This window comes from Pseudomonas sp. 2822-17 (assembly GCF_002742485.1).
Classification (GTDB): domain Bacteria; phylum Pseudomonadota; class Gammaproteobacteria; order Pseudomonadales; family Pseudomonadaceae; genus Aquipseudomonas; species Aquipseudomonas cyclaminis.
This window is the reverse complement of the sequence record NZ_LJRZ01000500.1, coordinates 481,506-504,576: the sequence shown is the minus strand read 5'-3', so window position 1 is coordinate 504,576 and position 23,071 is coordinate 481,506. Positions and strand designations below refer to the sequence as shown.

Below are 23,071 nucleotides of genomic sequence, written 5' to 3'. Positions count from 1 at the left end.
CTAAGTACGTCATTGAGGACGCAGGATGATTCCCAGGTTTTTACTCGCAGTCGCCACCGCGCTGCTGCTGACGGCGTGTGCCAACGACGCGGTCAAACCCGAAGCGGCGGTCGAGGAGCAGGCGGATACCGCTGCCGTCGAATTGCACTTCCACGCAATTTCCGGGCTTAACCCCGGCGCCAACGGCCAGGCCGCTCCAGTGCGCGTGCGCATTTTCGAACTGAAAAACGCCGCCACCTTCGGCCGTTCCGACTACTTCGCCTTGGCGGACCGTGCCCAATCGACCCTCGGCCTGGACCTGCTGGACCAGGACGAAGTGATGGTCCAGCCCGGCCAGCAACTGAGCATCCAGCGCGACCTCGACCCGTCCACGCGCCAGATCGGCTTGCTGGTGGGTTACCGCGAGTTGGACCGTGCGCAATGGCGTGCGGTAATCAACGTGCCAGCGCGCCAATACACCGAATACCAGATCAGCCTCGATGTGCGTGCCGTGCGCGCCGACGTCGTGGTTTCCCCATCCAGCCCTGCCCAATAACAAGCAATCGGAGCCCCCATGTCCTGGAACAATCGCGTGGTCTGGTCGGAAGGCATGTTCATCGGAACGCAGCACTTCCAGCAGCATGACCGTTACCTGGAGAACCTGATCGACGCCCGCAGCCGCCCATTGGCCGCCGGTGCCTGGGGGTTTTCCGAGTTGCTGATCGACCAGGGCCTGCTGGCCCAGGGCAAGCTGGCCATCGTCTCGGCACGGGGCCTGTTGCCTGACGGCACGCCGTTCAATATCCCCCAGGATGACCTGGCGCCGAGCCCGCTGAACATCGACGACAACCTGCGCGACGGCCTGGTGTACCTGGCCTTGCCGCTCAAGCGCGCCGGTGCGCGGGACACGGTTGATGAAGGCGAAGCCCTGGAGGCTGCGCGCTACGTAAGCCAGGTGCGCGAAGTGCGCGACGACAACGCGCCGTTCGAAAACCGCGCGCCAGTGGCCGTGGGTTCCCGTGCGTTGCGCCTATTGACCGCCCAGGACGGCATCAGCGACTACGCCGCCATCGGCCTGGTGCGCATCAAGGAAAAGCGCGCCGACCGCGCCCTGGTGCTCGATGACACCTACATTCCACCGGTATTGGACGTGGCCGCGAGCAAACCGCTGACGGCGTTTCGCAGCGAACTGCTGGGCCTGTTGCACCAGCGCGGCGAGGCCCTGGCCGGCCGCGTGGTCGCGTCGGGCGCCGGTGGTGCATCGGAGATTGCTGATTTCATGCTGCTGCAACTGGTCAACCGCGCCCAGCCGTTGATCCAGCATTTTAGCCAGTTGAGTCCGCTGCACCCGGAGCGCTTCTTCAGCGAACTGGTGAGCCTGGCCGGTGAGTTCTCGACCTTTTCCACTGCGGGCCGTCGTCCCCAGGAATACCCGCAGTACCAGCACGATGACCTGGCCCTGAGCTACGCCCCGGTGATGGCTGCCTTGCGTGAAGCGCTGTCGATGCTGATCGACAGCAAGGCCACGCCGATTCCGATTGTCGAGAAAGCCTACGGCATTCACGTGGCGATGCTTGCCGACAAGACCCTGCTCGACAACGCCAGTTTCATCCTGGTGGTGCGTGCCGATGTGCCCGGAGAAACCCTGCGCGGCCGCTTCGGCCAGCAGAGCAAGGTCGGCGCCGTGGAGCACATTCGCGACATGGTCAACCTGCAACTGCCGGGCATCGGCCTGGTGCCCTTGCCGGTGGCGCCGCGCCAACTGCCGTATCACGCGGGCAGCACCTATTACGAGCTGGACCGCGGCAGTGAGCATTGGCAGCAACTGAGCAACTCCGGCGGTTTTGCTTTCCACATCGCCGGGCAGTTCCCGGGCTTGAACCTGGCCTTCTGGGCGATCCGAGGATAATCCGCGATGCATCCCAATGATGACGACCGCACCCAGTTCATGCCGCGCCCAGGTGGCCGTGCGCCGGAACCTGCACGGGCAGAACCGGCCCCGCTGTCGATGCCGGCTGCACCGATGCTCACCGGCAAAAGCCAGGGGCTGAACCCACTGGAAAGCGCCGCTGGCCCGCTGCTGGCCTTGCTGACGCGCCTGCGCAATACCATCGCCCACCCGGCGCCAGCCAGCCTGCGCGCGCAGTTGCTGGCCTACCTGCGCCAGTTCGAAGAGCGCGCCGAAGCCGCCGGTGTGGCGCGCAACGAAGTGCTGCTGGCCCGTTACGCGCTGTGCACCGCCCTCGATGAAGCCGTGTTGAGCACGCCGTGGGGCAGCACCAGCGATTGGGGCAAGCAAAGCCTGCTGATCACCGTGCACAACGAAGCCTGGGGCGGCGAGAAAGTCTTCCAGTTGCTCGACCACTGCCTGCAAAGCCCACGGGAGCGCCTGTACCTGCTGGAACTGTTGTACCTGTGCATGTGCCTGGGTTTTGAAGGCCGCTACCGCGTGATGAACGACGGTCGCAGCCAGTTGGAAGCCTTGCGCGAGCGCACCGCTGCCGCGATTCGCAGTGCCCGTGGCGAGCATGAGCGTGAGCTGTCGCCGCACTGGCGCGGCGTGACCGTGGCGCGGGACCGCCTGGCGCAATTCATGCCGCCGTGGATCGCCGTGGCCATTGGCGTGGCGCTGCTGCTGGCGTTGCTGTTCACCTTGCGCATGCTGCTGGCGTCGCAGGCGGAGCCGGTGTTCAAGAATATCCATGCCCTGGGCGAGATCCCGGTGCAGGCCATCGACCGTCCAGTGGCGCAGCCCAAGGTCATCGAACGGCCGCGTCTGGCCGGGTTCCTGGCCGAAGACATCAAGGCCGGTCGCGTGGCCGTGGAAGATAAAGTCGACCGTTCGGTGGTCACCATTCGTGGCGATGAACTGTTCGCATCGGCCAGCTCCAGCATTGTCGACGACTACCAGCCGCTGATGCTGCGCATCGCCGATGCCATCCGCAAGGTCAAGGGGCAGGTGCGCGTCACCGGCCACAGCGACAATCGCCCGATTGCCACGCTGCGTTTCCCGTCCAACTGGGCGCTGTCCGAAGCGCGGGCCAAGTCGGTGCTGGAGATCCTCGCGGCCAAGACCGGCCAGGCGGATCGCTTCAGTGCCGAGGGCAGAAGCGACACCGAGCCGTTGGCCACCAACAGCACAGCCGAAGGCCGCGCCCGCAATCGTCGGGTTGAAATCACCGTATTGGCGGAGGGCGTCGAGTGAAGGCGTTTTTCAGTTTCATGATTCGCTGGGTGATCCCGGTATTGGGCCTGATCGCCCTGAGCCTGATCATCTGGTTTGTCGGGCCGTTGCTCGACGTGCTGGTGCCGCAAGGGCGCCGCTGGGCGCTGATCATCCTGATGTTCGGGGTGTGGATCGCCTACCGCGTGTTCCGCATCATCCAGGCCCGCCGTCAGGCCGCCGAAGTGATGCGCAGCCTGGCCGCCGAAACCCCGGCCGACCCCAACAGCGTGGCCACCGCCGAAGAGTTATCGACCCTGCGCCAGCGCATGGACGAAGCCCTCGCGCTGTTGAAAAAAGCCAAGCTCGGCGGTGACGAGCGGCGCAATCTCTACGAGTTGCCGTGGTATGTGATCATCGGCCCGCCGGGTTCGGGCAAGACCACCGCGCTGGTCAATTCCGGCCTGCACTTTCCGTTGGCCGCGCAATTGGGCGCCGGTGCGGTGCGTGGCGTCGGCGGTACGCGCAATTGCGATTGGTGGTTCACCGATCAGGCCGTCTTGCTCGACACCGCTGGCCGCTACACCACCCAGGACAGCAACTCCACGGTGGATAAAGCCGCGTGGCTGGGCTTTCTCGACCTGCTGAAAAAGCAGCGTTCACGCCGGCCCATCGACGGCGCGTTTATCGCCATCAGCCTCTCGGATCTGCTGCTCGGCACCGACGCCGAGCGCGCCGCCCATGCGGCTGCGATTCGCCTGCGTATCCAGGAGCTGTACACCCAATTGGGCGTACGTTTCCCGATCTACCTGATGCTGACCAAGCTCGATCTGGTGCCGGGTTTCATGGAGTACTTCGATAACCTGAGCAAGGAAGACCGCGCCCAGGTGTGGGGTATGACCTTTGCCTTGGACGACGGCAAAAACAGCGACAGCCCGTTGGCCCATCTGCAAAGCGAATTCGCAGGATTAGAGCAACGCCTCAACGAGCGTCTGGTGGAGCGCCTGCAACAGGAACGCGACCCGGCGCGGCGCGACCTGATCTACGGCTTCCCGCAGCAGTTCGGCGCGTTGAAGGATTGCCTGCAAAGCTTTCTCGAAGGCGTGTTCAAACCCAATGCCTTTGAAGAGCGCGTGCTGTTGCGCGGTGTGTATTTCACCAGCGGCACCCAGGAAGGCAGCCCGATTGACCGCCTGATCGGCGCCATGGCCCAGAGCATGAACCTGGACCGCCAGCATCTGGCACGCCAGAGCGGCACCGGGCGCAGCTACTTCATCGAAAAGTTGTTCACTGCCGTGGCGTTTGCCGAGCGTGGCCTGGTGGGTGTGAACCCGAAGGTTGAACGCCGGCGCAAGTGGATCGCACGCGGTGTACTCGCGGCTACGGTGGCGTTGGTGGTGGTGGTCAGTGGCCTGTGGTGGGTGAGTTATCGCGCCAACCAGGCGTATATCGCACAGGTCGACCAAAAGGTCGCGCCGCTTGGCCAGACTGTGCAGAACCTGAGCCCGGCGCAGCGTGAAGTCCTTGCGGTGCTGCCGTTGCTCAACGCAGTTAAGAACCTTGCTGGGGATTCGCCGAGCTGGTCCGAAGGCCTCGGCTTGTATCAGGGCGACATGCTCGAAGCCGAATCCGCCAGCGTGTACCGCAAGCTGCTGATCGCGGTGTTCGCGCCGCGTCTGGTGACGCGCATCGAAGAGCAACTGCACGGCGGCGGCAACTCGGATTTCCTCTACGAAGGCCTCAAGGCCTACCTGATGCTGGCCGACAGCGAGCATTACGATCCGGACTTCATCAAGGCCTGGATCGCCCTCGACTGGGATCGCAACCTGCCCCGCGACCTGCCGGCCGACCAGCGTCAGGCGTTGACCGGGCACTTGCAGGCGCTGTTCGATCGTCACCCGCCGAACGCACGCCTTGATCCGCGCCTGATCGATGACCTGCGCCGCCAACTGCAACAGCTGCCGGTGGCCCAGCGTGTCTACGACCGGGTCAAACGCCAGAAACTGCCCGAAGGCATCCCGGACTTTCGCATCAACGAAGCCGCTGGCCGTGATGCCGCGCTGGTGTTCAGCCGCAAAAGCGGCAAGCCGTTGGGCGAGCCGTTGAGTGGGTTTTTTACCGCCAAGGGCTATCGTCAGGCCTTCCTGCTGAGCAGCCTGAACCAGACCGGCACCCTCGCTGAAGAGCAGTGGGTGCTGGGCCACGAGCAGGCCGATCAACAGAACGTGGTGAGCCTGGCCGCCGATGTGCGTCGCCTGTATTTCCAGGACTACCAGCGCCAGTGGGATGCCTTGCTCGCCGATATCGACTTTGTGCCAATCACCAGCGTGGCCCAGGCGGCCGATGTGCTGCGGGTGATTTCCGGGCCGACGTCACCGCTGAAAAAGCTGCTGGTGGCGGTGGCCAGGGAAACGGACCTGCAAGCCGAAGAACGTCAGCTGGCCGCCAAAGGCGTACCGGTTGAAGGCGGTGTCGACAAGCTCAAGGAGCGCCTGGGCAGTCTGCTCGGCCAGGAACAACCGACCGGCAATGCACCGCAGGCGGCGGATGATCCGGTGACCGCGCATTTTGCCGAACTCAACAGCATCGTCAGCAAGAATGAAGGCGAGCCGGCGGCGATCGATGGCCTGCTGTCGGACATGAACGCGCTGTATGTGCAGGTCAGCGCCATGGTCGGCGCCAGCGGCGATGCGCTGCTCGGCGAAGCCAAGAATCAGGCGGCGGCTGCGGCCACGCGGGTCAGCCTGAATGCCGAACGCCAGCCGCCGCTGGTGCAGGGCATGGTCAAGTCGGTGGTCAATTCCACCACCAACAGCATGATGGGTGGGGTGCGTAACCAGCTGAACGCGGCCTGGGTCAGCGAAGTGGTCAACGTGTATCGCCAGTCCCTGGCAGGGCGTTACCCGATGTCGCCGGGCAGTGCGCGGGACGCCACGCTGGATGACTTCGGGCAGTTCTTCGGCGTGGGCGGGGTGATGGACAACTACTTCCGCAAATACCTGCAACCCTACGTGGACACGTCTGCGCAGACCTGGCGCTGGCAGCCGGGCGCTGCGCAGAAGCTGGGGATCGCGCCGGGGGTGCTGCAAACCTTCCAGCGCGCCGCGACGATTCGTGATGCGTTCTTCCGGTCGGGGGGCACCCAGCCCATCGTGCGTTTCGAACTCAAGCCGGTGTCGATGGACCCGACGATTACCCAGTTCCTGCTCGATCTCGACGGCCAGCAACTGAGCTACGACCACGGCCCAAGCCGCCCGGTAGCGATGCAATGGCCGAACCCCGGCAGCATTGGCGTGGTGCGGATTTCCATCATGCCGCCATCGGCCAGTGGCCGCTCGGGCGTGACCCTCGACGGCCCGTGGGCGTGGTTCCGCCTGCTGGAGCAATCGGACCTTACTGCCGGCAACTCGCCGGACCGCTTCAACCTGCGCCTGCGGGTCGACGGCGCGAGCATCGCCTACGAGTTGCGCGCCAACAGTGCTTTCAACCCGTTCAAGAGCCGTGTGCTAAACGGCTTCAGCCTGCCGGAGCGGCTATGACGACCCTGGGTTTCTACGGCAAGTTAGCCAGTCGCGGGGATTTTGTCAGCCGCGCCTTGCCCCAGAGTTTTGTTGGCCCGTGGGACAGCTGGCTGGCGGCGGGTTTGCTCGCCAGCCAGAACAGCCTGGGCGGTGATTGGCTCAACGTGTACCTTGTCAGCCCGCTGTGGCGCTTTGTGCTGGCGCCGGGCGTGTGCGGGCCGGACGCAGTGGCGGGCGTGGTGATGCCGAGCATTGATCGGGTCGGACGCTACTTCCCATTGGCGGTGGTGGCCTTGCTTGATCACGACACCAATCCCGCCTCGCTGGTGGGCGGGCCGGACACGTGGTTCGAACAGGCCGAAGAGCTGTTGCTCAGCACCCTGGACAGCGGCGCGACTTTCGAAAGCTTCAACGACGGCCTCGACAGCCTGGGCTTGCCAGCGACTGAGCCGCGTGCGGTCGACAGCCGTTTCGCGGGCCTGCAACGGGTGTCCGCCACCGTGCCTCATGGGCGCATGACCGCGCTTGCCGAACAGGCCTGCGAGGGCGCAAGCCTATGGTGGGGCCGAGGCTCGGAACGTATTTCCCCTGGTTTATTACGGTGTCAGGGCTTGCCCGCCGCCAGCGATTTTGCGCAGTTTCTGCTCGGACAAGAAGGTGTGGTGTAGATGGGCGCGACGTACAAATCCGCGAGCAAAAGCCATGTGGGCATGGTGCGCCAGGTCAACGAAGATGCGTGCCTGGACCTGTCGAAAAACCGCCTGTGGGTGGTCGCCGATGGCATGGGCGGGCATGCGGCCGGCGACTATGTCAGCAGCCTGATCGTCGACAGCCTGCGCAGTGTGCCGTTGGGCCGCTCCCTCGACGAATACTCGGCCGCCCTGCGCAATGACCTGATCCGCATCAACGCCGCCGTACGCGAAGAAACCGCCAACCGTGGCGTGACCATGATGGGCAGCACCGTGGTAGTACTGGCTGCCCGTGGCTTGCGCGGCGTCTGCCTGTGGGCCGGCGACAGTCGCCTGTATCGCCTGCGTGACGGTGTGCTTGAAGGCATCTCCCGCGACCACAGCTACGTGCAAGACCTGCAAGACAGCGGCCTGCTCAGCGAAGCCGACGCCCGCACACATCCGCGCGCCAATATCGTCACCCGCGCCGTGGGCGTGGAAGCCCAGCTCGAAGTGGCGGTGGTCGACCTGTTGATTGCCCCCGGCGACAGCTACCTGTTGTGCAGCGACGGGCTGAACAAGACCGTCGAAGACTGCGAAATCCGCGAAGTACTCAGCCATGACGCGCCGGATGAAATCGTGCGCAGCCTGGTGCACCTGGGGCTCAATCGCGGCGCGCCGGACAACATCACCGCCATCGTTGTGAAGGTATCGGCATGAATATCGTGATTCCTGGCTACGACATCGAAGGCGAGATCGGCGAAGGCGCCATGGCCAGCGTGTACCTGGCGACCCAGCGCTCGCTGGAGCGCAAGGTGGCGCTGAAGGTGATGGCGGCGGCACTGGCCGCCGACCCGAGCTTCTGCGAGCGCTTCCTGCGTGAGGGCAAGACCCTGGCGCGGCTGTCGCACCCGCATACCGTGACCATCCATGACATCGGCAATGTCGGTGAGCTGTATTACATGGCCATGGAGTTTTTGCCCAACGGCACGCTCAAGGAGCGCATCGCTGCCGGTATGACGCCGGAGCAGGGCGTGACGCTGATCCGCCAGATCGCCTCTGCACTGGGCTATGCCCACGGGCAAGGCTTGGTGCACCGCGACGTCAAGCCCGCGAACATCCTCTTCCGCGCTGACGGCACGGCGGTGTTGTCGGACTTTGGCATCGCCAAGTCCCTGGACGACCGCACCCAGTTCACCCAGGCCGGTTTTGCCGTGGGCACGCCGAGCTACATGAGCCCCGAACAGGCGCGGGGCCAGGAGATCGATGGCCGCGCCGATCTGTATGCGCTGGGCGTCGTGCTCTACGAAATTCTCGTCGGCAAGCTGCCGTACAGCGGCACCGACGCGCTGTCCACCGCGCTGGCGCACCTGACCGAACCGTTGCCGGAATTGCCGGTGCACCACGGTCGTTATCAGGGCGTGTTGCGCAAGTTGTTGGCCAAGGATCCGGCCGAGCGGTTCCCGGATGCGGCGGCGTTGTTATTGGCGCTGGATCAATTACCGATGGAATCGCCCGAGGCCACCCTGGTGCGCCCGATTCCGCTGAGCTTCGACCTGGGCGGCATCACGCCGGAGTCCATCGAAATCCCCACGGCCAAACCCGAGCCGGTGCGTCAACCGGTGGTGCCGCCGACGCAGCACAGCGAGCAGCGACGCGGGCCGGTGTTGGCGCTGGCGGCGGTGGCTGTGGCGGTTGCCCTGGCGATTGGCGGTGCTTCCTATTGGTGGCTGAGTGGCGATGATGAGCCCGCCAAGCCGCCGGCCGCTGCAGTGCCTGCGGCAACGCCGGCAGCAACGCCCGCAGCAACACCCGCGGCGGCAGCGGTTGAGGCGGATGGCGGTCAGCGTCCGTTGCTGATGGCGGGCAAGAAAACCCTGTTCCAGCGCGTCCTCAGCAAGCCGGGCGCGAAGCTTGCGGATGAGGCCGGCAGCGCGCCAGGTAAAGCCCTGCCGGCGTTTTCGGTGCTCTACGTGTACCAACGCAAGGACGTCGACGGCCAGCCGTGGGTGCGCGTCGGCACCGCCACCGACGGGCGCAGCGACGGTTGGCTGCAGGCCGCCCAGGTCAGCGACTGGAAGCAGAGCCTGGTGCTCAAGTTCACGGAGCGCTCGGGCCGTGCGCCGGTGATGTTCCTGCGCCAATCCGGCGAAGTGGAAAAGCTGCTCGCCGACCCGGCCGCCGCCAAGGGGGCGTTGGCCAAGGCGCAGAAAAACAGCGAAGACAACGCGCAAATCCTCGCCCTGGAACCCACCGCCAGCGCGGTGCCGCAGAACCAGTTCTACCTGTTGCCGATCTTCGACTCCAAGGAGAGCTTCGACGAAAACGGCCAGCCGGTGCAGTTGCTCAATGTCGCTTCGATCGATCCCGGCAGCAGCCCAGCGGCCAAGCCCGCCACGCCGGTGATCAACGCCAATGCCGATGCCTTCCGCACCGCCGTGGTGCTGGTGGTGGACACCACGGTGTCGATGCAGCCGTATATCGACCAGATTCGCGACGTAGTCCATGAGCTGCAAACCCGCATCGGCGAGCGCGGCGAGTTGGACAGCGTCAGCTTTGGCATGGTGGGTTTTCGCAGCAGCATCAAGAAAACCCCTGGCCTGGAATACGTGGCCAAAACCCTGATCAGCCTCGACCAGGGCCGCGACCCGCAACGCTTCCTGGACATGGCGCGGCAGGTCAAAGCCTCCAGCGTGTCGAGCCATTCGTTCAACGAAGACGCATTTGCCGGGGTGATGCAGGCGGTGGACGGCATGGATTGGTCCGGCTATGGCGGGCGCATCATCCTGCTGGTCACCGATGCGGGTGCGCTGCGCAAGAACGACCCGTTTGCCGCCACCCAGATGAACGAAGCCGAAGTGCGCCAGGCGGCGCTGGGCAAGCAGATCAAGATCTACGCCCTGCACCTGCGCACCGACGCCGGCAAGAAAACCCACGCCGGCGCCGAGAGCCAGTACCGCATCCTCACCGCCGACGCCAACCCGCAGATCGGCGACCTATACACACCGGTGCCCGGTGGCGATGTGCGCAAGCTGGGTGAGCGTGTCGACGAGATCGGCAGCGTGTTCGCCAACCTGGTGCACCAGGTGCGCAGCAACACGCCGCAGCCTGTGCCGATGCTCAGTTCGGCGCCGACCCTGGCGGACAAATCTGCCGCTGTGGGTTACGCCATGCACATGGACTTCCTCGGCCGCAAAACCGCGAGCCAGGCGCCGCAACTGGTGAGTGCCTGGACCGCCGACCGCGACCTGACCAACCCGGCGCTGCCGGCTTTCCAGGTGTGCGTGATGCTGACCAAGTTGCAGCTCAACGACTTGCAGCAGTCGTTGAAACTGATCGTCGACGCGGCGCGCAAGACCCAGACCTCACCCAAGGATTTCTTCCAGGAAATCGCCAGCGCCTCGGCTTACATGAGCCGCGACCCGCAAGCGCTGCGCAAGGGCGGCAACCTGGCAGACGGCGGCATCCTCGGCGAATACCTGGAAGGCCTGCCGTACCGCAGCAAGTCGCTGAACATGACCCAGGATTTGTGGTTGTCGCTGAGCGTGGCTGAGCAGGAAGACTTTATCGACGAGCTGGATTCGAAAATCCGCCTCTACGAAACCTTCCATAACGACGTCGCCAACTGGGTCCGTTTCGGCGATGCCGAGCCGGGCGATGCGTTGTACCGCGTGCCGTTGTCGACGCTGCCGTGATGCTGAACCTGAGCGCGGTGCACAAGAGCCGGGGCGTCGGGAGCCAGCGCTACAGCCTGGTGATCCCGGCGCTGCACCTGCGTGCCGGGGAGCAGTTAGCGATTGTCGGGCCCAGCGGTTGCGGCAAGAGCACCTTGCTGGACTTGCTGGCGCTGGTCCTGGCGCCGGATCAGGTCGGGCAGTTCGACTTCAATGCTGTCGACATCGGCGGCCTGTGGCGTGCCGATCAGCAATCGCGCTTGGCGCAGTTGCGCAGCCAACACCTGGGTTATGTGCTGCAAACCGGCGGGCTGCTGGGGTTTCTTGATGTGCGCGGCAATATCGCCTTGCCCCGGCAACTGCTGGGCTTGAAGGACGATGGCAGTGTGACGCGCCTGGCTGAACAGCTGGAAATCAGCGACCAGTTGGCGAAGAAGCCCTCGGCGCTGTCGGTGGGCCAGCGCCAGCGTGTGAGCTGCGCCCGCGCCCTGGCCCATGCACCGCAACTGGTGCTGGCGGATGAGCCGACCGCCTCCCTCGACCCGCTGAACGCCGAGCGTGTGATGCACGCGCTGCTGACCCAGGCCCGCGAGCACCGCGCCGCTTGCGTCATCGCTACTCATGACGAGCCCCTGGCCCGCGCCAGTGGCTTGCTGATACGGCGTATCAGTTGCCGCCGCGATGCCGACGGTGGCGTCACCGCCACCCTTGGGGAGGCGTGCTGATGCGCATCCCCTTGATCGCTTCGCTGGCCTGGCAGGATTACCGCAACGACGCCTGGCTGTCGGCCTGTTCGGTGTTGGCATTGGTGGCGGTGATCGCGCCGTTGCTGGTGTTATTCGGCCTGAAATTTGGACTGGTTAGCAGTTTGACCGAACGTTTGCAGACCGACCCGGCCACCCGTGAAATTATTCCGCTGGGCGGTGGTCGATTCAGCAGCGTATTTATCGAGCAGCTTGGCCAGCGCAGCGATGTGGCGTTCGCCGTGCCGCGCACGCGGCAGATTGCGGCGACGGCGCAGGTGGGCGCGCTGACCTTGGAAATGCTGCCGACGGCGCCGGGTGATCCGTTGTTGGGTGCTGTGGCGCTGCCGCAGGGCTTGGGTCAGATCGTGCTGAGCCACACCGCTTCCGAGAAACTGGCGGCGCGGCCTGGGGATTTATTGGAAACCCGCTTTGCCCGCCAGATCGCAGGGCGTGTCGAGGAGCAGCGCACACGGGTGCAAGTGGTGGGGGTGCTGCCGCTGGAAGCGTTCGCCCGTGATGGCCTGTTCGCCGCGCCGGGCTTGCTGGAAGCGGCGGAAGATTACCGCGACGGCCGTGCTGTACCGGCGCTGGGATGGGCAGGTGATGAGGTGGCGGTGACTGAGCAGCGGGTCTATCCGGCGTTTCGCTTGTATGCGCGCAGCCTCGGCGATGTGGAGCCGTTACGGGTGTATTTCGCTGGGCAGAACCTGTTGGTGTCGACCCAGGCAAACACTATCGCCCAGGTGCAGTCGTTGAGCCGCAACCTGTCGATCGTATTCTGGGTCATCGCTGGGTTGGCGTTGGCGGGGGCATTTGCGGCGATCTTCGCCGGTGCCTTGGCCGCCGTGGCGCGCAAGCGTCGGGAATTGTCGGTGTTGCGTCTGTTGGGGTTTTCCACCGGCGCGTTGCTGTTGTTCGTGGTGGTGCAGGCGCTCTACAGCGCAGGGTTTGCCGCCGTGCTCAGTGCCGGGCTGTATGGCCTGGCCGAGGCGGCGTTAAACACGTTATTTGTGCAGGTGCCGGGCGAACACGCCAGTCACCTGCTGGCGCGTCATTACGGCCTGGCCCTGGTTGCAGTCCTCGGCGTCAGCGCCGTGGCGGCGGCGTGTGGGGGTTGGCGAGTGGCGCGTATCCAGGCTTCTGAAGGAATCAGAGATGTATAAGTTACTGGGCGCCGCCCTGGCGCTGAGCCTGGCCTCGATGGCCTGGGCCGATGAAGCAAGCGATAAACTGGACAACCCCAAACCGTTGCCGGATGACGTGAGTCTGCCGCTGCCGTGCGAGGGCAATATGGTGTTCCGCTACGCCTACGTGCTGGCCCAGGGCACCCTGGACGACCGCGAGATCAGCCTCGGCTACCCCTTCGCCGAGGGCGAGGCCGGTTACCAGCAGTCGTTTATTTCCGGCTACCGCCGCGATTTTATCAACGGCCAGTTCACCCTCAAGGATTTGCCGAAAGACTGGAACAAAGTCATCGCGCCGTTGATGCCCAAGACCGACGCCAAGACGCCACTCAAGCCGATGCTGTACTTCATCGGCAAGTACGAAGTGACCGCGCGCCAATACGCCCAGGTCATGGCCCAGGCGCAGTCCCTGGCCAGCGGTGAACCGGCCCCCGCCTGCGATGCGCCGACTGGCATGGCCGGGCGTTTGCCCAAGGTGAAACTGTCGCGTTTTGAGGCTGAGCGCTTCTCGGCGGTGTACAGCGCGTGGCTGATGAAATACCACCGCGAGTTGCTGCCGGTCAGTGGTCGCGGTTCGTCGGCAGAAGACGGCGGCCTGGGTTTTGTGCGCCTGCCCACCGAAGTGGAGTGGGAGTTTGCCGCACGCGGTGGCCAGGCGGTGAGCCGTCAGGATCTGGAAGGGCGCCTGTTCCCGCGTCGCGTCGAAGGCAGCGAAAGTGATGGCCCGCTGGGTGACTACGCTGTGTTCAACCAAGTCGCCGGCGGTACTGGCCAGGCGGCGCGCCTGATGCCCATCGGCACCAAATTGCCCAATCCGATTGGCATGTTCGACGTGATCGGCAATGCGGCGGAGATGGTCCAGGAGTCTTTTCAATTGGTCCATGCCGGGCGACGTCAGGGCACCTATGGCGGCTTTGTGGTCAAGGGCGGCAACTACCTGGAAGGCGAGGGTACGCTGTTCACCGGCATGCGCCGCGAATACCCGCTGTTCGCCGCCGATGGCACTGAGCAAAGCAACGAAACCACGGGTTTTCGCGTAGCGATTGGCGCGCTGTCGGCGCCACGTTCGCGTTACAAGGAGCTGTTTGTGCAGTGGCAAAAAGAAGGGCGCCTTGCCGCGCTGACCGATGCCATCGACGACGCCCAGGACCCGACCAAACGCCTGGACAGCATCATCGCCGCCAGCGTTGACCCCAAGCTGCAAGCCGAACTGGGGCTGGTCAACGAAGAGCTCAAGCGCAATGTCTCGCTGATCGCCCAGCAACGCGAAGAAGCTGCGGGCAATCTGATCCAGTCGGCCGCCTTGGTGGCCGAGACCATCAGCAACTACAACATCCGCCTGGCCAACCTGCAGAAGAGTCGCCAACAGTCTCTGGACAACAAGGACGAGGCCAGTGCGAAGCTGTTTGATATGGCCATTGCCAACGGCCGCAGCGCCCTCGACGGCGCGGTGGCGATTTACATCGACAACCTGGCCACCGGCACGCGCTACACCGATGCTGTGATCCAGGCGCAGTTTCAACGGATCAAGGAAGAGTTGGATCGCAAGCCCGTGCTCGGCAAGAGCCTGGTGACGCGCGCAACACTGTTCGTCCGCCATGTCGGCAACTACCGCAAGCAACAGCGGGCCGACCCGGCGACGATCTTGAAGGAACTGCTCGCAGCGAGCGGTCAGCGGTCTTGACCGTTGGTTGTGCGGCGAGCTTGGAAGGGACTCAGGCGGCAGTTGCCGGCTGGGCAAGTCAAACTTAGAAGAGAACACAACTTATGCTTTTTTCCCGTAAGGCGGTTTCCAAGCGTCACTTACTGCTGATTGCCGCTGGCTTCAGCACCGTGCTGACAGGTTGCGCCACATCGCCGGCCTCCAAGGTCGCGTCCAGCACCAAGGTCGAGTACTACCCCAACTGCTACGAGCCGGTGCAGCACTTGCGTGCCACCGATTCGAACATGACCAAGTCGGTCGTCACCGGTGCGGCCATCGGCGCAGCCGGCGGTGCCCTGCTCGGCGCCCTGACCGGTGACAAGGAAAAACGTGGCCGTAATGCCGCCATTGGCGCAGCCGGCGGCGCCCTGGCGGGCGGCGCGGCGGGTTATTACACCGAGCGTCAGAAGCAGATCGCCGATGACAACCAGCGTATTGCCTCGTACGCGGCTGACGTCAACAAAAGCGCCTCCGACATCGATCGCAGCACCGCGTACGCCAAGGCGTCCCAGCAGTGCTACCAGAGCGCATTCACCAAATTGGTGTCTGATCGCAAGGCCAAGACCGTCAACGACACCGAAGGCCGCAAACGCCTGGCGGAAATCGTCTCGGGCCTGAAGGAGTCCAATGACCTGATCGTTGCGGTCAACGGCAAAGCTGCCGAAGACCTGAACAACTACACCCAGGCCTACGAGAAAGACCTGCAACAAGTGGGCGTGCAGCGTGCCGACGTGGTCACCGTGGCCAAGGCCGATGCAGCACCTGCCGTGACGCCGGCCAACAAGAAGAAAGGCACCGGTACCAAGCCGCCGAAGAAGCCACCGCTGCCAACCGTACCGACTGAAGCGGTTTCCACCGAGAAAACCTTCCAGACCGCCCAAACCAAGCAAGATGAAAGCAAGAAGGTCGCCAGCGCCGGTAAGACTCAGATCGAAGGCACCTGCCGCGATCCAAACCTGGCCGACTGGGCGCCGGTACCTTGCCCGAACGTTTAACTAACATGCTGCTATAAGCGTCAAACGCCAGCCGATCTTCCGCTAATGCGCTAGATCGGTGGCGTTCTTTTTGCAAATCGTTAAACTGCTGCGGCCACTTAATAATTACACCGAGGCCGTGTGCATGAAATTTCGTCTTCTGCTGTGGGTGCTGGGCCTGATGATGGGCAAAGCCAGTCGCACCAATCCTGCCTTCCAGCAACAGTTGGGTGATAAAGACCTGGCGTTCCAGTTGCAGACCCTCGACGGCAAGGTTGCCCGTCACTTCATTGTCAAAGACCAGCGCATCACCAGCCGCTCAGGGGTTCATGCTGCGCCGGCGTTCGCGATTGCGTTTAAAGATGCGGCCTACGGCTTTGCCACGATGCAGGCGAAGAACAAGCAACTGGCGTTCATGACGGGGATTCAGGACGAGTCGATCCAGATCAAGGGCAACCCGGCGCTGGTGATCTGGTTCCAGGGGTTGACCAAGTATCTGAAGCCGAAGAAAAAGAAGAGTTGAGGTTTTTCAGTAAAATCGAGTTGGATTCATCGGGGGCAAGCCCCCTCCCACAGGGGAATGTATTCCAAATGTGGGAGGGGGCTTGCCCCCGATAGCTATCTGACAGGCGCCAGATTCAGCCCTGGCTGAACTGCGAGGCCAACTCGCGCAACAGCACCTCGGCATCCAGCACCTTGCCGACCACTTCCTCAGCCTTGTCGCGGCTCAGGCCCAGGCGCTCCAGCAGCGCATCCGGAATGGCCTCGTCCGGCCCGGAGCCAATCCCCCGGCTGCGCAACAAACGCACCGCCAGACACACCAGGTTCGGATACTCGGCGTACTGCCCGTCGTAGGTCGGGTCGTGCTGGAAGCGCAGGGCGGTGGACAGTTCGTCCGGCATGTCCCAGTAGCGCATCAGCCAGGCGCCGATCTGCTCACGGCTGATGCCCAGCAGGTGTTGTTCCACGTAGCTATGGCACAGGTGCGGGTTGACCTCCAGGTGACGGCAGATCAGCGAGAAGTGCGGCGGGAACACGTGAGCCAGCAGCAGGTAACCGAAGTTGTGCAGCAGGCCGGCCAGGTAGGTCAGGCCGGCTTCGGGGCGCTGGGCGCGGGGCATGGCGCGGGTCAGGCCTTCGATCACGGCGGCGGTGTAGATTGACTGGTGCCAGTACGGCGTGGCCTGGTGCGGGTTGTCCTTGGGCAGGCTCAAGGTCTTGCCCAGGGCCAGGCCCAGTGCCAGGTTGATCACCAGGTCAAAGCCCAGCACGCGCACGATGGCGTCTTCCACCGAGCGGATTTTGCCGGGTGACGCGTAGTAGGGCGACGCCGCCCAACTGACCACTTGGGCGGCCAGGGCTGGGTCGGTTTCGACCACGCCGGTGATGTCGTCGATGGTTGCATTCGGATCGACGCGCAGCTTGATGATCTTTTGCGCGGTATCGGCCAGCGGCGGAATCTCGATGGTCGCTTCCAGGCGCTGCTGGATACGGCGGGCGGTGAACGCCTGCATCGCCTGGGTGATTTCCTCGCGGTCATCATTGGGGCGGTCGAGGTTCGGGCGGATTTTGCTCAGCGGCTCGCCGAACTGCGCGGCGCTGGCCTTGGTGAGCATGGTCTTGAAAGCGTCACTGGCGATTTCCAGCAGCAGGCCGGCTTCGCCGGAGTGCACCAGCAGGCTTGGCTCATTGAGCAGGCTGTCTTCGTACAGGCACGGCGAACTGGTGAGTGCCGGCAGGCCCGGCAGCAGGTTCAGCTCATGCTTGTCCAGCATGCGTTTGACGCGATCCGGCGACACAGCGATGAGGCGGCGACCGGTGAGTTCGGTGAGGCGGTTGAGGTCGAGCAACTGGTTCTGAGGGAACAGCACCATCAGTGCGCCCACCGCGTCTTCCAGCAGCACGGCCTGCACCTTGCGCGCAGGATTCAGGCCAGGGTGTTCTGCGACTTCCGTGTAGGGGATGGCGAGTTTTGCGAGCAGAGCCCGAATGACCGGCGGGGCGGTCAGTGGGGCTGTGGCGAGGGCAACTTCTGACATGGCCTGATCCAATTTCGTACAGTCACCGAAGTATAACCAGCTTGATACACCTGTAGGTCGCTTAAGTGAGTCAGGCGTCACACTTGGCCGTATTGCTGCCCATGGCGTAGCCAGCGATCGAGCAGCGGGCTGACGTGATCCGGCCAGCGTTCCATGAGGGCTTGCGCCGCATCGCGCACGGCGGGGAGCAAGTCGGCGTCGCGCATCAGGTCGGCGACTTTGAATTGCAGCAGGCCGGTCTGGCGGGTGCCGAGCATTTCGCCTGGGCCGCGCAGTTCAAGGTCTTTTTCGGCAATGACAAACCCGTCGTTGGTCTCGCGCATGATGCCCAGGCGCTGGCGGCCGATCTGTGACAGCGGCGGGTGATACAGCAGCACGCAGTGGCTGGCGGCGCTGCCCCGACCGACGCGGCCGCGCAGTTGGTGCAGTTGCGCCAGGCCCAGGCGCTCGGGGTTTTCAATAATCATCAGGCTGGCGTTGGGCACGTCTACGCCGACTTCGATCACCGTGGTGGCCACCAGCAGTTGCAGGTTGCCGGCCTTGAATTCAGCCATCACGGCGGCTTTTTCGGCGGGCTTCATGCGCCCGTGGATCAGGCCCACCTTGAGTTCACCCAAGGCGCTGGTGAGGTCTTCGTAGGTGGTCTCGGCAGCCTGGCAGGTGAGTTCTTCGGACTCTTCGATCAGCGTGCACACCCAGTAAGCCTGGCGCCCTTCGGCACAGGCGCCGCGTACCCGCTCGATCACTTCGACACGCCGGGTGTCGGTGACCAGCACGGTGTTGACCGGGGTGCGGCCGGGCGGCAGTTCGTCGAGGATCGAGGTATCGAGGTCGGCGTAGGCACTCATGGCCAGGGTGCGCGGGATCGGCGTGGCGGTCATGATCAGCTGGTGCGGGTTCATCCGGCCGCCCACGCCTTTCTGGCGCAGGGCCAGGCGCTGCTGCACGCCGAAGCGGTGTTGTTCGTCGATGATCACCAAGGCCAGGTTCTTGAACTTCACTTCGTCCTGGAACAGCGCGTGGGTGCCCACCACCATCGGTGCGCCGCCGGCGATCTGCTCCAGGGACGCTGCGCGGTTCTTGCCCTTGAGTTTGCCGGCCAGCCACGCGACTTCCAGGCCCAGCGGTTCGAGCCAGCGCTTGAAGGTGATGAAGTGCTGCTCGGCGAGGATCTCGGTGGGTGCCATCAATGCGACCTGGTAACCGGCTTCCAGCGCCTGCAAGGCGGCGAGGGCGGCGACCACGGTTTTGCCTGCGCCCACATCGCCCTGAATCAACCGGAGCATGGGTTCTTTCTGGCTGAGGTCGTAGGCGATTTCATTGCCGACACGTTGCTGGGCGCCGGTTGGCGCAAACCCGAGGTTGGCCAGGTACTGCGCAGGCAGGCGCGTGGCCTTGGGCATCGCCGGGGCGCGCAGGGAACGCATGCTTTCGCGCAGGCGTTGCTGGGACAGCTGATGAGTGAGCAATTCTTCGAAGGCCAGGCGGTGTTGGGCCCAGTGGTGACCCAGGGCCAATTCGTCGACATCGGCATCGGCCGGCGGGTGATGCAGGTAGCGAATCGCATCGTCCAGTGGTGCCAGTTGATAGTCGCGAGCCAGCTCCAGTGGCAGCCAGTCGGGCAGGCTTTGCGGGCCAAGCATCGTCAGGGTCTGCGTGCACAGCTGGCGCAGGCGTTGCTGGGTCAGGCCTTCGGTGAGCGGGTAGATGGGCGTGAGGGTGGTGTCCACCGGCGGCGGTTCGTCGCCGGTAATCGCGCGGTATTCCGGGTGGTAGATTTCCAGGCCTGAGGCGCCGGGCCGGGCTTCGCCATAGCAGCGCACGCGCGTGCCGCGCTTGAGGCATTCCTTCTGCGCGTTGCTGAAATGGTAGAAGCGCAGGCTCAGGCCGCCGGTGCCGTCCTGCAGGCGCACGACCAGGCTGCGGCGCTTGCCCATGACCACGTCGGCGCCGCTGACGGTGCCTTCGACTACCGCATCTTGCCCTGGGCGCAAGTGGCCGATGGGCACCACGCGGGTACGGTCCTGATAACGCAGGGGCAGGTGAAACAATACGTCCTGGAGGTTTTCCAGGCCGACCTTGGCCAGTTTCTCGGCCATGGCTTCACCGACACCCTTGAGTGCCGTCACCGACACCTGCGACAGCTCTGTCATACCGTTGCTTAGCTCGCAGCAGGCGGCTTGGCCACCGAACACAGGCGGATCGAGTCGGCGAGGATCTCAATCGCTTTAGGCCGTGGGAAGCTCGCACGCCAGGCGATTGCCACCGTGCGGAACGGCACCGGCGGTGTGAGCGGGCGCACTGCGATCACGCCGGGGGCGTAGTGATGGCTGTCCACCGCCGACAACGGCAGGATCGAAATGCCCAGGCCGGACGCAACCATGTGGCGAATGGTTTCCAGGGAGCTGGATTCCACGGTGGTGTGCTTGGCGCCGTCGTTGCCTTTGGTCAGCGTCGGGCAGGCTTCCAGCACCTGGTCGCGGAAGCAGTGGCCTTCGCCGAGCAGCAACAGGCTCTTGTCGTTGAGCAGGCCGGCGTCGATGGTGTCTTTCTGCGTCCACGGGTGGGAGGCGGGCATGAGCACGTAGAACGGCTCGTCGTAGAGCGGCAGCGTCAGCACGTCGGCCTCGTTGAACGGCAGCGCGATAATGATCGCGTCCAGCTCGCCGTTGCGCAGTTTGTCGCGCAGCACGTGGGTGAAGTTCTCTTCGATATACAGCGGCATCTGCGGCGCGACGCGGTGCAGTTGCGGGATCAAGTGCGGGAACAGGTAAGGGCCGACGGTGTAGATGGCGCCGACTTTCAGCGGTGCGGTCAGCTGGTTTTTGCCGGCTTGGGCCAGCTCGCGAATGCTTTGCGCTTGTTCCAGGACTTTCTGGGCCTGGGCAACGATGCCTTCGCCCACGGGCGTAAGGCGCACGGCGCTTTTGCTGCGCTCGAAAATCAGCACACCGAGTTCGTCTTCAAGCTTTTTCACGCCCACCGACAGCGTCGGCTGGCTGACGTGGCAACGCTCGGCCGCGTGGCCGAAGTGCTGCTCTTGGGCGAGGGTAACGATGTAGCGTAATTCTGTAAGAGTCATAGCGGGCGTCCATGAGGTTGCGGGCCAAGCATACCGGCTGCAATCGATAGACGCACGTTATCAGAAGTTTGTTGGGGATTGAGCGGGGAATGCAGAGGATTTTGCTGAGTGTGGCAAGGGTTGCCCCTTGCCACAGTCATTTTCAGCGGCGACGTTTCTCGATGTTGTACACAAACGGTGCAACGATCTCGACACTGCCGCTTTTCACCATATCGGCCGGTGGCTTGGGCAGTGGCTGGGCACGACGGATCATGTCCAGGGTTGCACGGTCCAGGTCGGCGTTGCCGGAGCGGCCCACCAACTCGTAGGACAGCACGTTGCCTTCGGCATCGACCACGAAGCGCAGGCGGTTCAGGCCTTCCTTGCCACGCGCCTGGGCTCCTGGCGGGTACTTCTTGTACTTCTGCAGATGCGCCAGCAGCGTGCCTTCCCAGGATGCCTTGGCTGCAATCTGCTGCGGCGACGGGCCTGGAACCGGCTGGGCCGATTTTTCGGCTGGCGCTTGGGTCGGTGGAGCATCGCTCGGCGGGTCCTCGGAAGGTTTCTCCTTGGGCGGCTCGATCTTTTTCTCTACCGGCTTGGGCGGCTGAGGTTTGGGCTTGGGCTTGACCGGCTTGGGCACCTGGATCGTTGGCTTGGGTGCCTCTGCCAGTTTCGGCAAAGGCAACTCTTCCACCGGTGCAGGCGGTTGCGGTGGCGTGACCACTTTCGGCGGGGCCGGCGGCGGCGGCGCAGGCATCGGCGCCAGGTCAATGACCATGGCGGCCGGTGGCAACTGCACGGTGTGCGGCGCCGACCAATGAAGCGCGATAGCAATCGCGACGGCATGCACGCCCAGCACGACGGCAAGGCTGGTGCCATAACGCGTCAGTTTGTGGCGCGTCGTGATCATTTCTTGGCTGCCGTCTCAAGTCCGACCAGGCCTACCTTGAGGTAGCCGGCTGCCCGCAGGGCATCCATCACGCTCATCAGGTCGCCGTAGTCCACGCCCTTGTCGGCCTGGAAGAAGATCGTCGTGTCTTTCTTGCCTTGGGTCTTGGCGTCGAGCACCTGGCCCAGGGTTTCAGCTTTGACTTCTTCTTCGCCCAGGAACAGGCGTTGGTCTGCCTTGACGCTGAGGAACACCGGCTTCTCAGGCCGCGGCGCAGGCTTTGCGCTGGACGCGGGCAGATCGACCTTGATGTCCACAGTGGCCAAGGGTGCGGCGACCATGAAGATGATCAGCAGTACCAGCATGACGTCGATAAACGGCGTGACGTTGATTTCGTGGTTCTCGACGAGTTCATCGTCGCCTTGATTCAAATGCAGGCCCATGGCCGATTACCCCACTTTCACCATGTGCGGTTGCGAGCTGCGCTCGGTAGGCAGGTGATCGAGGTCGCGGCTGACCAGCAGCAGGACTTCTGCCGACGCGTCCGATACCTGGGCTTTGTAGCCGGCAATCGAACGGGCGAAGACGTTGTAGATCACCACCGCAGGAATTGCCGCAACCAGGCCCAGGGCGGTTGCCAGCAGGGCTTCGGCGATGCCTGGGGCAACGACGGCGAGGTTGGTGGTCTGGGTTTTGGCGATGCCGATAAAGCTGTTCATGATGCCCCACACGGTACCGAACAGACCGACGAACGGTGCGGTAGAACCGATGGTGGCGAGGACGCCGGTGCCGCTGCTCATGTTACGGCCACAGGCTGCAACCAGGCGCTCAAGGCGGAATGCAACGCGCTCCTTGATGCCTTCTTTTTCGCGGGTATTGGCCGACAGGCGCATTTCTTCCAGCGCGTCGTGCACCAGCGTGTTGGCCAGGGTGCCCTTCTTGGTCGCGCTTTCGCTCGCTTCCTTGAGGGTGGCGGCTTTTTTCAGGTGGACGATTTCAGTACGCAGACGACGCTTGGCACCCAGCAGCTCGAAGCCTTTGGCGATCCAGATGGTCCAGGTGATGATCGAGGCGATGGCCAGGCCGATCATCACGGCTTTCACCACGACGTCTGCGTTCTGGTACATGCCCCATGGGGAAAGGTCGTGGGCCATGCCCAGCGTGTTGTCTTCTTCCAGTACTACGCCGGTTTCGTCGGCGGCAGCAGGGGCTGCAGCCAGGGCCGGGTCGTTGGCGGCTGGCGCAGCAGCGGGAGCGGCCGGGGCTGTAGCGTTGTGCTCGGCGGCAGCCTGGGTGGCCGGGGCGGTGGCATCAGCGAATGCGGCGGTCGGTGCCAGCAATACGCTGAACACCAGCGCTGCAATCGCGCGCCAGGCGCGGGACGGGGTTGGCGAAGCGGGGGTTGTATTACGTGTCATGCTGGCCGGACCTGAGAGGAAAAATGAGTGATCGTCCTACCAGACCCTAA

At 64.0% G+C, this 23,071-nt stretch carries 18 protein-coding genes; 12 read left to right on the top strand and 6 right to left on the bottom strand.

The genetic code is table 11. The features are described from left to right. Positions 1 to 25: 25 nt before the first annotated feature. From tssJ to AOA60_RS20775, 12 genes are all read left to right on the top strand, one after another. On the top strand, positions 26 to 535 hold the full coding sequence (tssJ, locus tag AOA60_RS20830) for a type VI secretion system lipoprotein TssJ (protein WP_099586036.1): 510 nt from the start codon (positions 26 to 28) through the stop codon (positions 533 to 535). Positions 536 to 553: 18 nt separating this feature from the next. Then, positions 554 to 1,888, top strand: a complete 1,335-nt coding sequence (tssK, locus tag AOA60_RS20825; RefSeq protein ID WP_099586035.1) for a type VI secretion system baseplate subunit TssK — start codon at positions 554 to 556, stop codon at positions 1,886 to 1,888. 6 nt (positions 1,889 to 1,894) lie between these two features. Then, positions 1,895 to 3,184: a DotU family type VI secretion system protein gene (locus tag AOA60_RS20820; protein WP_099586034.1), complete on the top strand. Its 1,290-nt coding sequence runs from the start codon at positions 1,895 to 1,897 to the stop codon at positions 3,182 to 3,184. Then, positions 3,181 to 6,681 (top strand): type VI secretion system membrane subunit TssM, encoded by a 3,501-nt coding sequence (tssM, locus tag AOA60_RS20815; RefSeq protein WP_099586033.1) that lies wholly within the window; start codon positions 3,181 to 3,183, stop codon positions 6,679 to 6,681. The genes AOA60_RS20820 and tssM overlap by 4 nt, the downstream gene beginning before the upstream one ends. Beyond that, the gene (gene tagF / locus AOA60_RS20810; protein WP_099586032.1) at positions 6,678 to 7,331 is read left to right on the top strand and encodes a type VI secretion system-associated protein TagF; all 654 of its coding nucleotides are present in this window, start codon (positions 6,678 to 6,680) and stop codon (positions 7,329 to 7,331) included. Before tssM ends, tagF begins: the two co-directional genes overlap by 4 nt. After that, positions 7,332 to 8,051: a PP2C family serine/threonine-protein phosphatase gene (locus AOA60_RS20805; protein WP_099586031.1), complete on the top strand. Its 720-nt coding sequence runs from the start codon at positions 7,332 to 7,334 to the stop codon at positions 8,049 to 8,051. It begins immediately after the preceding gene. Then, positions 8,048 to 11,026 carry a serine/threonine-protein kinase gene (locus AOA60_RS20800; protein ID WP_099586030.1) on the top strand — a complete coding sequence of 993 codons (2,979 nt, stop codon included), beginning with the start codon at positions 8,048 to 8,050 and terminating at the stop codon, positions 11,024 to 11,026. Before AOA60_RS20805 ends, AOA60_RS20800 begins: the two co-directional genes overlap by 4 nt. Next, complete coding sequence (locus tag AOA60_RS20795) at positions 11,026 to 11,730, top strand: ABC transporter ATP-binding protein (RefSeq protein ID WP_099586029.1); 705 nt, start codon at positions 11,026 to 11,028, stop codon at positions 11,728 to 11,730. Before AOA60_RS20800 ends, AOA60_RS20795 begins: the two co-directional genes overlap by 1 nt. Further along, positions 11,730 to 12,914 carry an ABC transporter permease gene (locus AOA60_RS20790; protein ID WP_099586028.1) on the top strand — a complete coding sequence of 395 codons (1,185 nt, stop codon included), beginning with the start codon at positions 11,730 to 11,732 and terminating at the stop codon, positions 12,912 to 12,914. Before AOA60_RS20795 ends, AOA60_RS20790 begins: the two co-directional genes overlap by 1 nt. Next, a complete protein-coding gene (locus tag AOA60_RS20785; protein ID WP_099586027.1) occupies positions 12,907 to 14,619 on the top strand; it encodes an SUMF1/EgtB/PvdO family nonheme iron enzyme in 1,713 nt (570 codons plus the stop codon). The genes AOA60_RS20790 and AOA60_RS20785 overlap by 8 nt, the downstream gene beginning before the upstream one ends. A gap of 83 nt (positions 14,620 to 14,702) precedes the next feature. Continuing rightward, the gene (tagQ, locus tag AOA60_RS20780) at positions 14,703 to 15,632 is read left to right on the top strand and encodes a type VI secretion system-associated lipoprotein TagQ (protein WP_099586026.1); all 930 of its coding nucleotides are present in this window, start codon (positions 14,703 to 14,705) and stop codon (positions 15,630 to 15,632) included. A 124-nt stretch (positions 15,633 to 15,756) separates the two neighbouring features. Beyond that, on the top strand, positions 15,757 to 16,134 hold the full coding sequence (locus AOA60_RS20775) for a helicase (protein ID WP_099586242.1): 378 nt from the start codon (positions 15,757 to 15,759) through the stop codon (positions 16,132 to 16,134). A gap of 115 nt (positions 16,135 to 16,249) precedes the next feature. Here the strand turns inward: AOA60_RS20775 and AOA60_RS20770 are convergent, their stop codons facing one another. From AOA60_RS20770 to exbB, 6 genes are all read right to left on the bottom strand, one after another. Then, a complete protein-coding gene (locus AOA60_RS20770; RefSeq protein ID WP_099586025.1) occupies positions 16,250 to 17,650 on the bottom strand; it encodes an aminoacyl-tRNA deacylase and HDOD domain-containing protein in 1,401 nt (466 codons plus the stop codon). Between the two features lie 77 nt (positions 17,651 to 17,727). Beyond that, a complete protein-coding gene (gene recG / locus AOA60_RS20765) occupies positions 17,728 to 19,803 on the bottom strand; it encodes an ATP-dependent DNA helicase RecG (protein ID WP_099586241.1) in 2,076 nt (691 codons plus the stop codon). 8 nt (positions 19,804 to 19,811) lie between these two features. Then, positions 19,812 to 20,732, bottom strand: coding sequence for a hydrogen peroxide-inducible genes activator (locus AOA60_RS20760; protein WP_003213305.1), 921 nt, complete (start codon positions 20,730 to 20,732; stop codon positions 19,812 to 19,814). A 142-nt stretch (positions 20,733 to 20,874) separates the two neighbouring features. Further along, on the bottom strand, positions 20,875 to 21,624 hold the full coding sequence (locus AOA60_RS20755; protein ID WP_099586024.1) for an energy transducer TonB: 750 nt from the start codon (positions 21,622 to 21,624) through the stop codon (positions 20,875 to 20,877). Next, positions 21,621 to 22,046 carry a TonB system transport protein ExbD gene (gene exbD / locus AOA60_RS20750; protein ID WP_032884416.1) on the bottom strand — a complete coding sequence of 142 codons (426 nt, stop codon included), beginning with the start codon at positions 22,044 to 22,046 and terminating at the stop codon, positions 21,621 to 21,623. Before exbD ends, AOA60_RS20755 begins: the two co-directional genes overlap by 4 nt. A 6-nt stretch (positions 22,047 to 22,052) precedes the next feature. After that, entirely contained in the window at positions 22,053 to 23,021 is a 969-nt protein-coding gene (gene exbB / locus AOA60_RS20745) for a tonB-system energizer ExbB (RefSeq protein WP_099586023.1), read from the bottom strand. Positions 23,022 to 23,071 lie beyond the last annotated feature (50 nt).

Bases quoted from the DNA above. Each gene is read 5' to 3' on its own strand.
- tssJ (WP_099586036.1), top strand. From the start codon at position 26: ATGATTCCCAGGTTTTTACTCGCAGTCGCCACCGCGCTGCTGCTGACG.
- tssK (WP_099586035.1), top strand. From the start codon at position 554: ATGTCCTGGAACAATCGCGTGGTCTGGTCGGAAGGCATGTTCATCGGA.
- AOA60_RS20820 (WP_099586034.1), top strand. From the start codon at position 1,895: ATGCATCCCAATGATGACGACCGCACCCAGTTCATGCCGCGCCCAGGT.
- tagF (WP_099586032.1), top strand. From the start codon at position 6,678: ATGACGACCCTGGGTTTCTACGGCAAGTTAGCCAGTCGCGGGGATTTT.
- AOA60_RS20805 (WP_099586031.1), top strand. From the start codon at position 7,332: ATGGGCGCGACGTACAAATCCGCGAGCAAAAGCCATGTGGGCATGGTG.
- AOA60_RS20800 (WP_099586030.1), top strand. From the start codon at position 8,048: ATGAATATCGTGATTCCTGGCTACGACATCGAAGGCGAGATCGGCGAA.
- AOA60_RS20795 (WP_099586029.1), top strand. From the start codon at position 11,026: ATGCTGAACCTGAGCGCGGTGCACAAGAGCCGGGGCGTCGGGAGCCAG.
- AOA60_RS20790 (WP_099586028.1), top strand. From the start codon at position 11,730: ATGCGCATCCCCTTGATCGCTTCGCTGGCCTGGCAGGATTACCGCAAC.
- AOA60_RS20785 (WP_099586027.1), top strand. From the start codon at position 12,907: ATGTATAAGTTACTGGGCGCCGCCCTGGCGCTGAGCCTGGCCTCGATG.
- tagQ (WP_099586026.1), top strand. From the start codon at position 14,703: ATGCTTTTTTCCCGTAAGGCGGTTTCCAAGCGTCACTTACTGCTGATT.
- AOA60_RS20775 (WP_099586242.1), top strand. From the start codon at position 15,757: ATGAAATTTCGTCTTCTGCTGTGGGTGCTGGGCCTGATGATGGGCAAA.
- AOA60_RS20770 (WP_099586025.1), bottom strand. From the start codon at position 17,650: ATGTCAGAAGTTGCCCTCGCCACAGCCCCACTGACCGCCCCGCCGGTC.
- recG (WP_099586241.1), bottom strand. From the start codon at position 19,803: ATGACAGAGCTGTCGCAGGTGTCGGTGACGGCACTCAAGGGTGTCGGT.
- AOA60_RS20760 (WP_003213305.1), bottom strand. From the start codon at position 20,732: ATGACTCTTACAGAATTACGCTACATCGTTACCCTCGCCCAAGAGCAG.
- AOA60_RS20755 (WP_099586024.1), bottom strand. From the start codon at position 21,624: ATGATCACGACGCGCCACAAACTGACGCGTTATGGCACCAGCCTTGCC.
- exbD (WP_032884416.1), bottom strand. From the start codon at position 22,046: ATGGGCCTGCATTTGAATCAAGGCGACGATGAACTCGTCGAGAACCAC.
- exbB (WP_099586023.1), bottom strand. From the start codon at position 23,021: ATGACACGTAATACAACCCCCGCTTCGCCAACCCCGTCCCGCGCCTGG.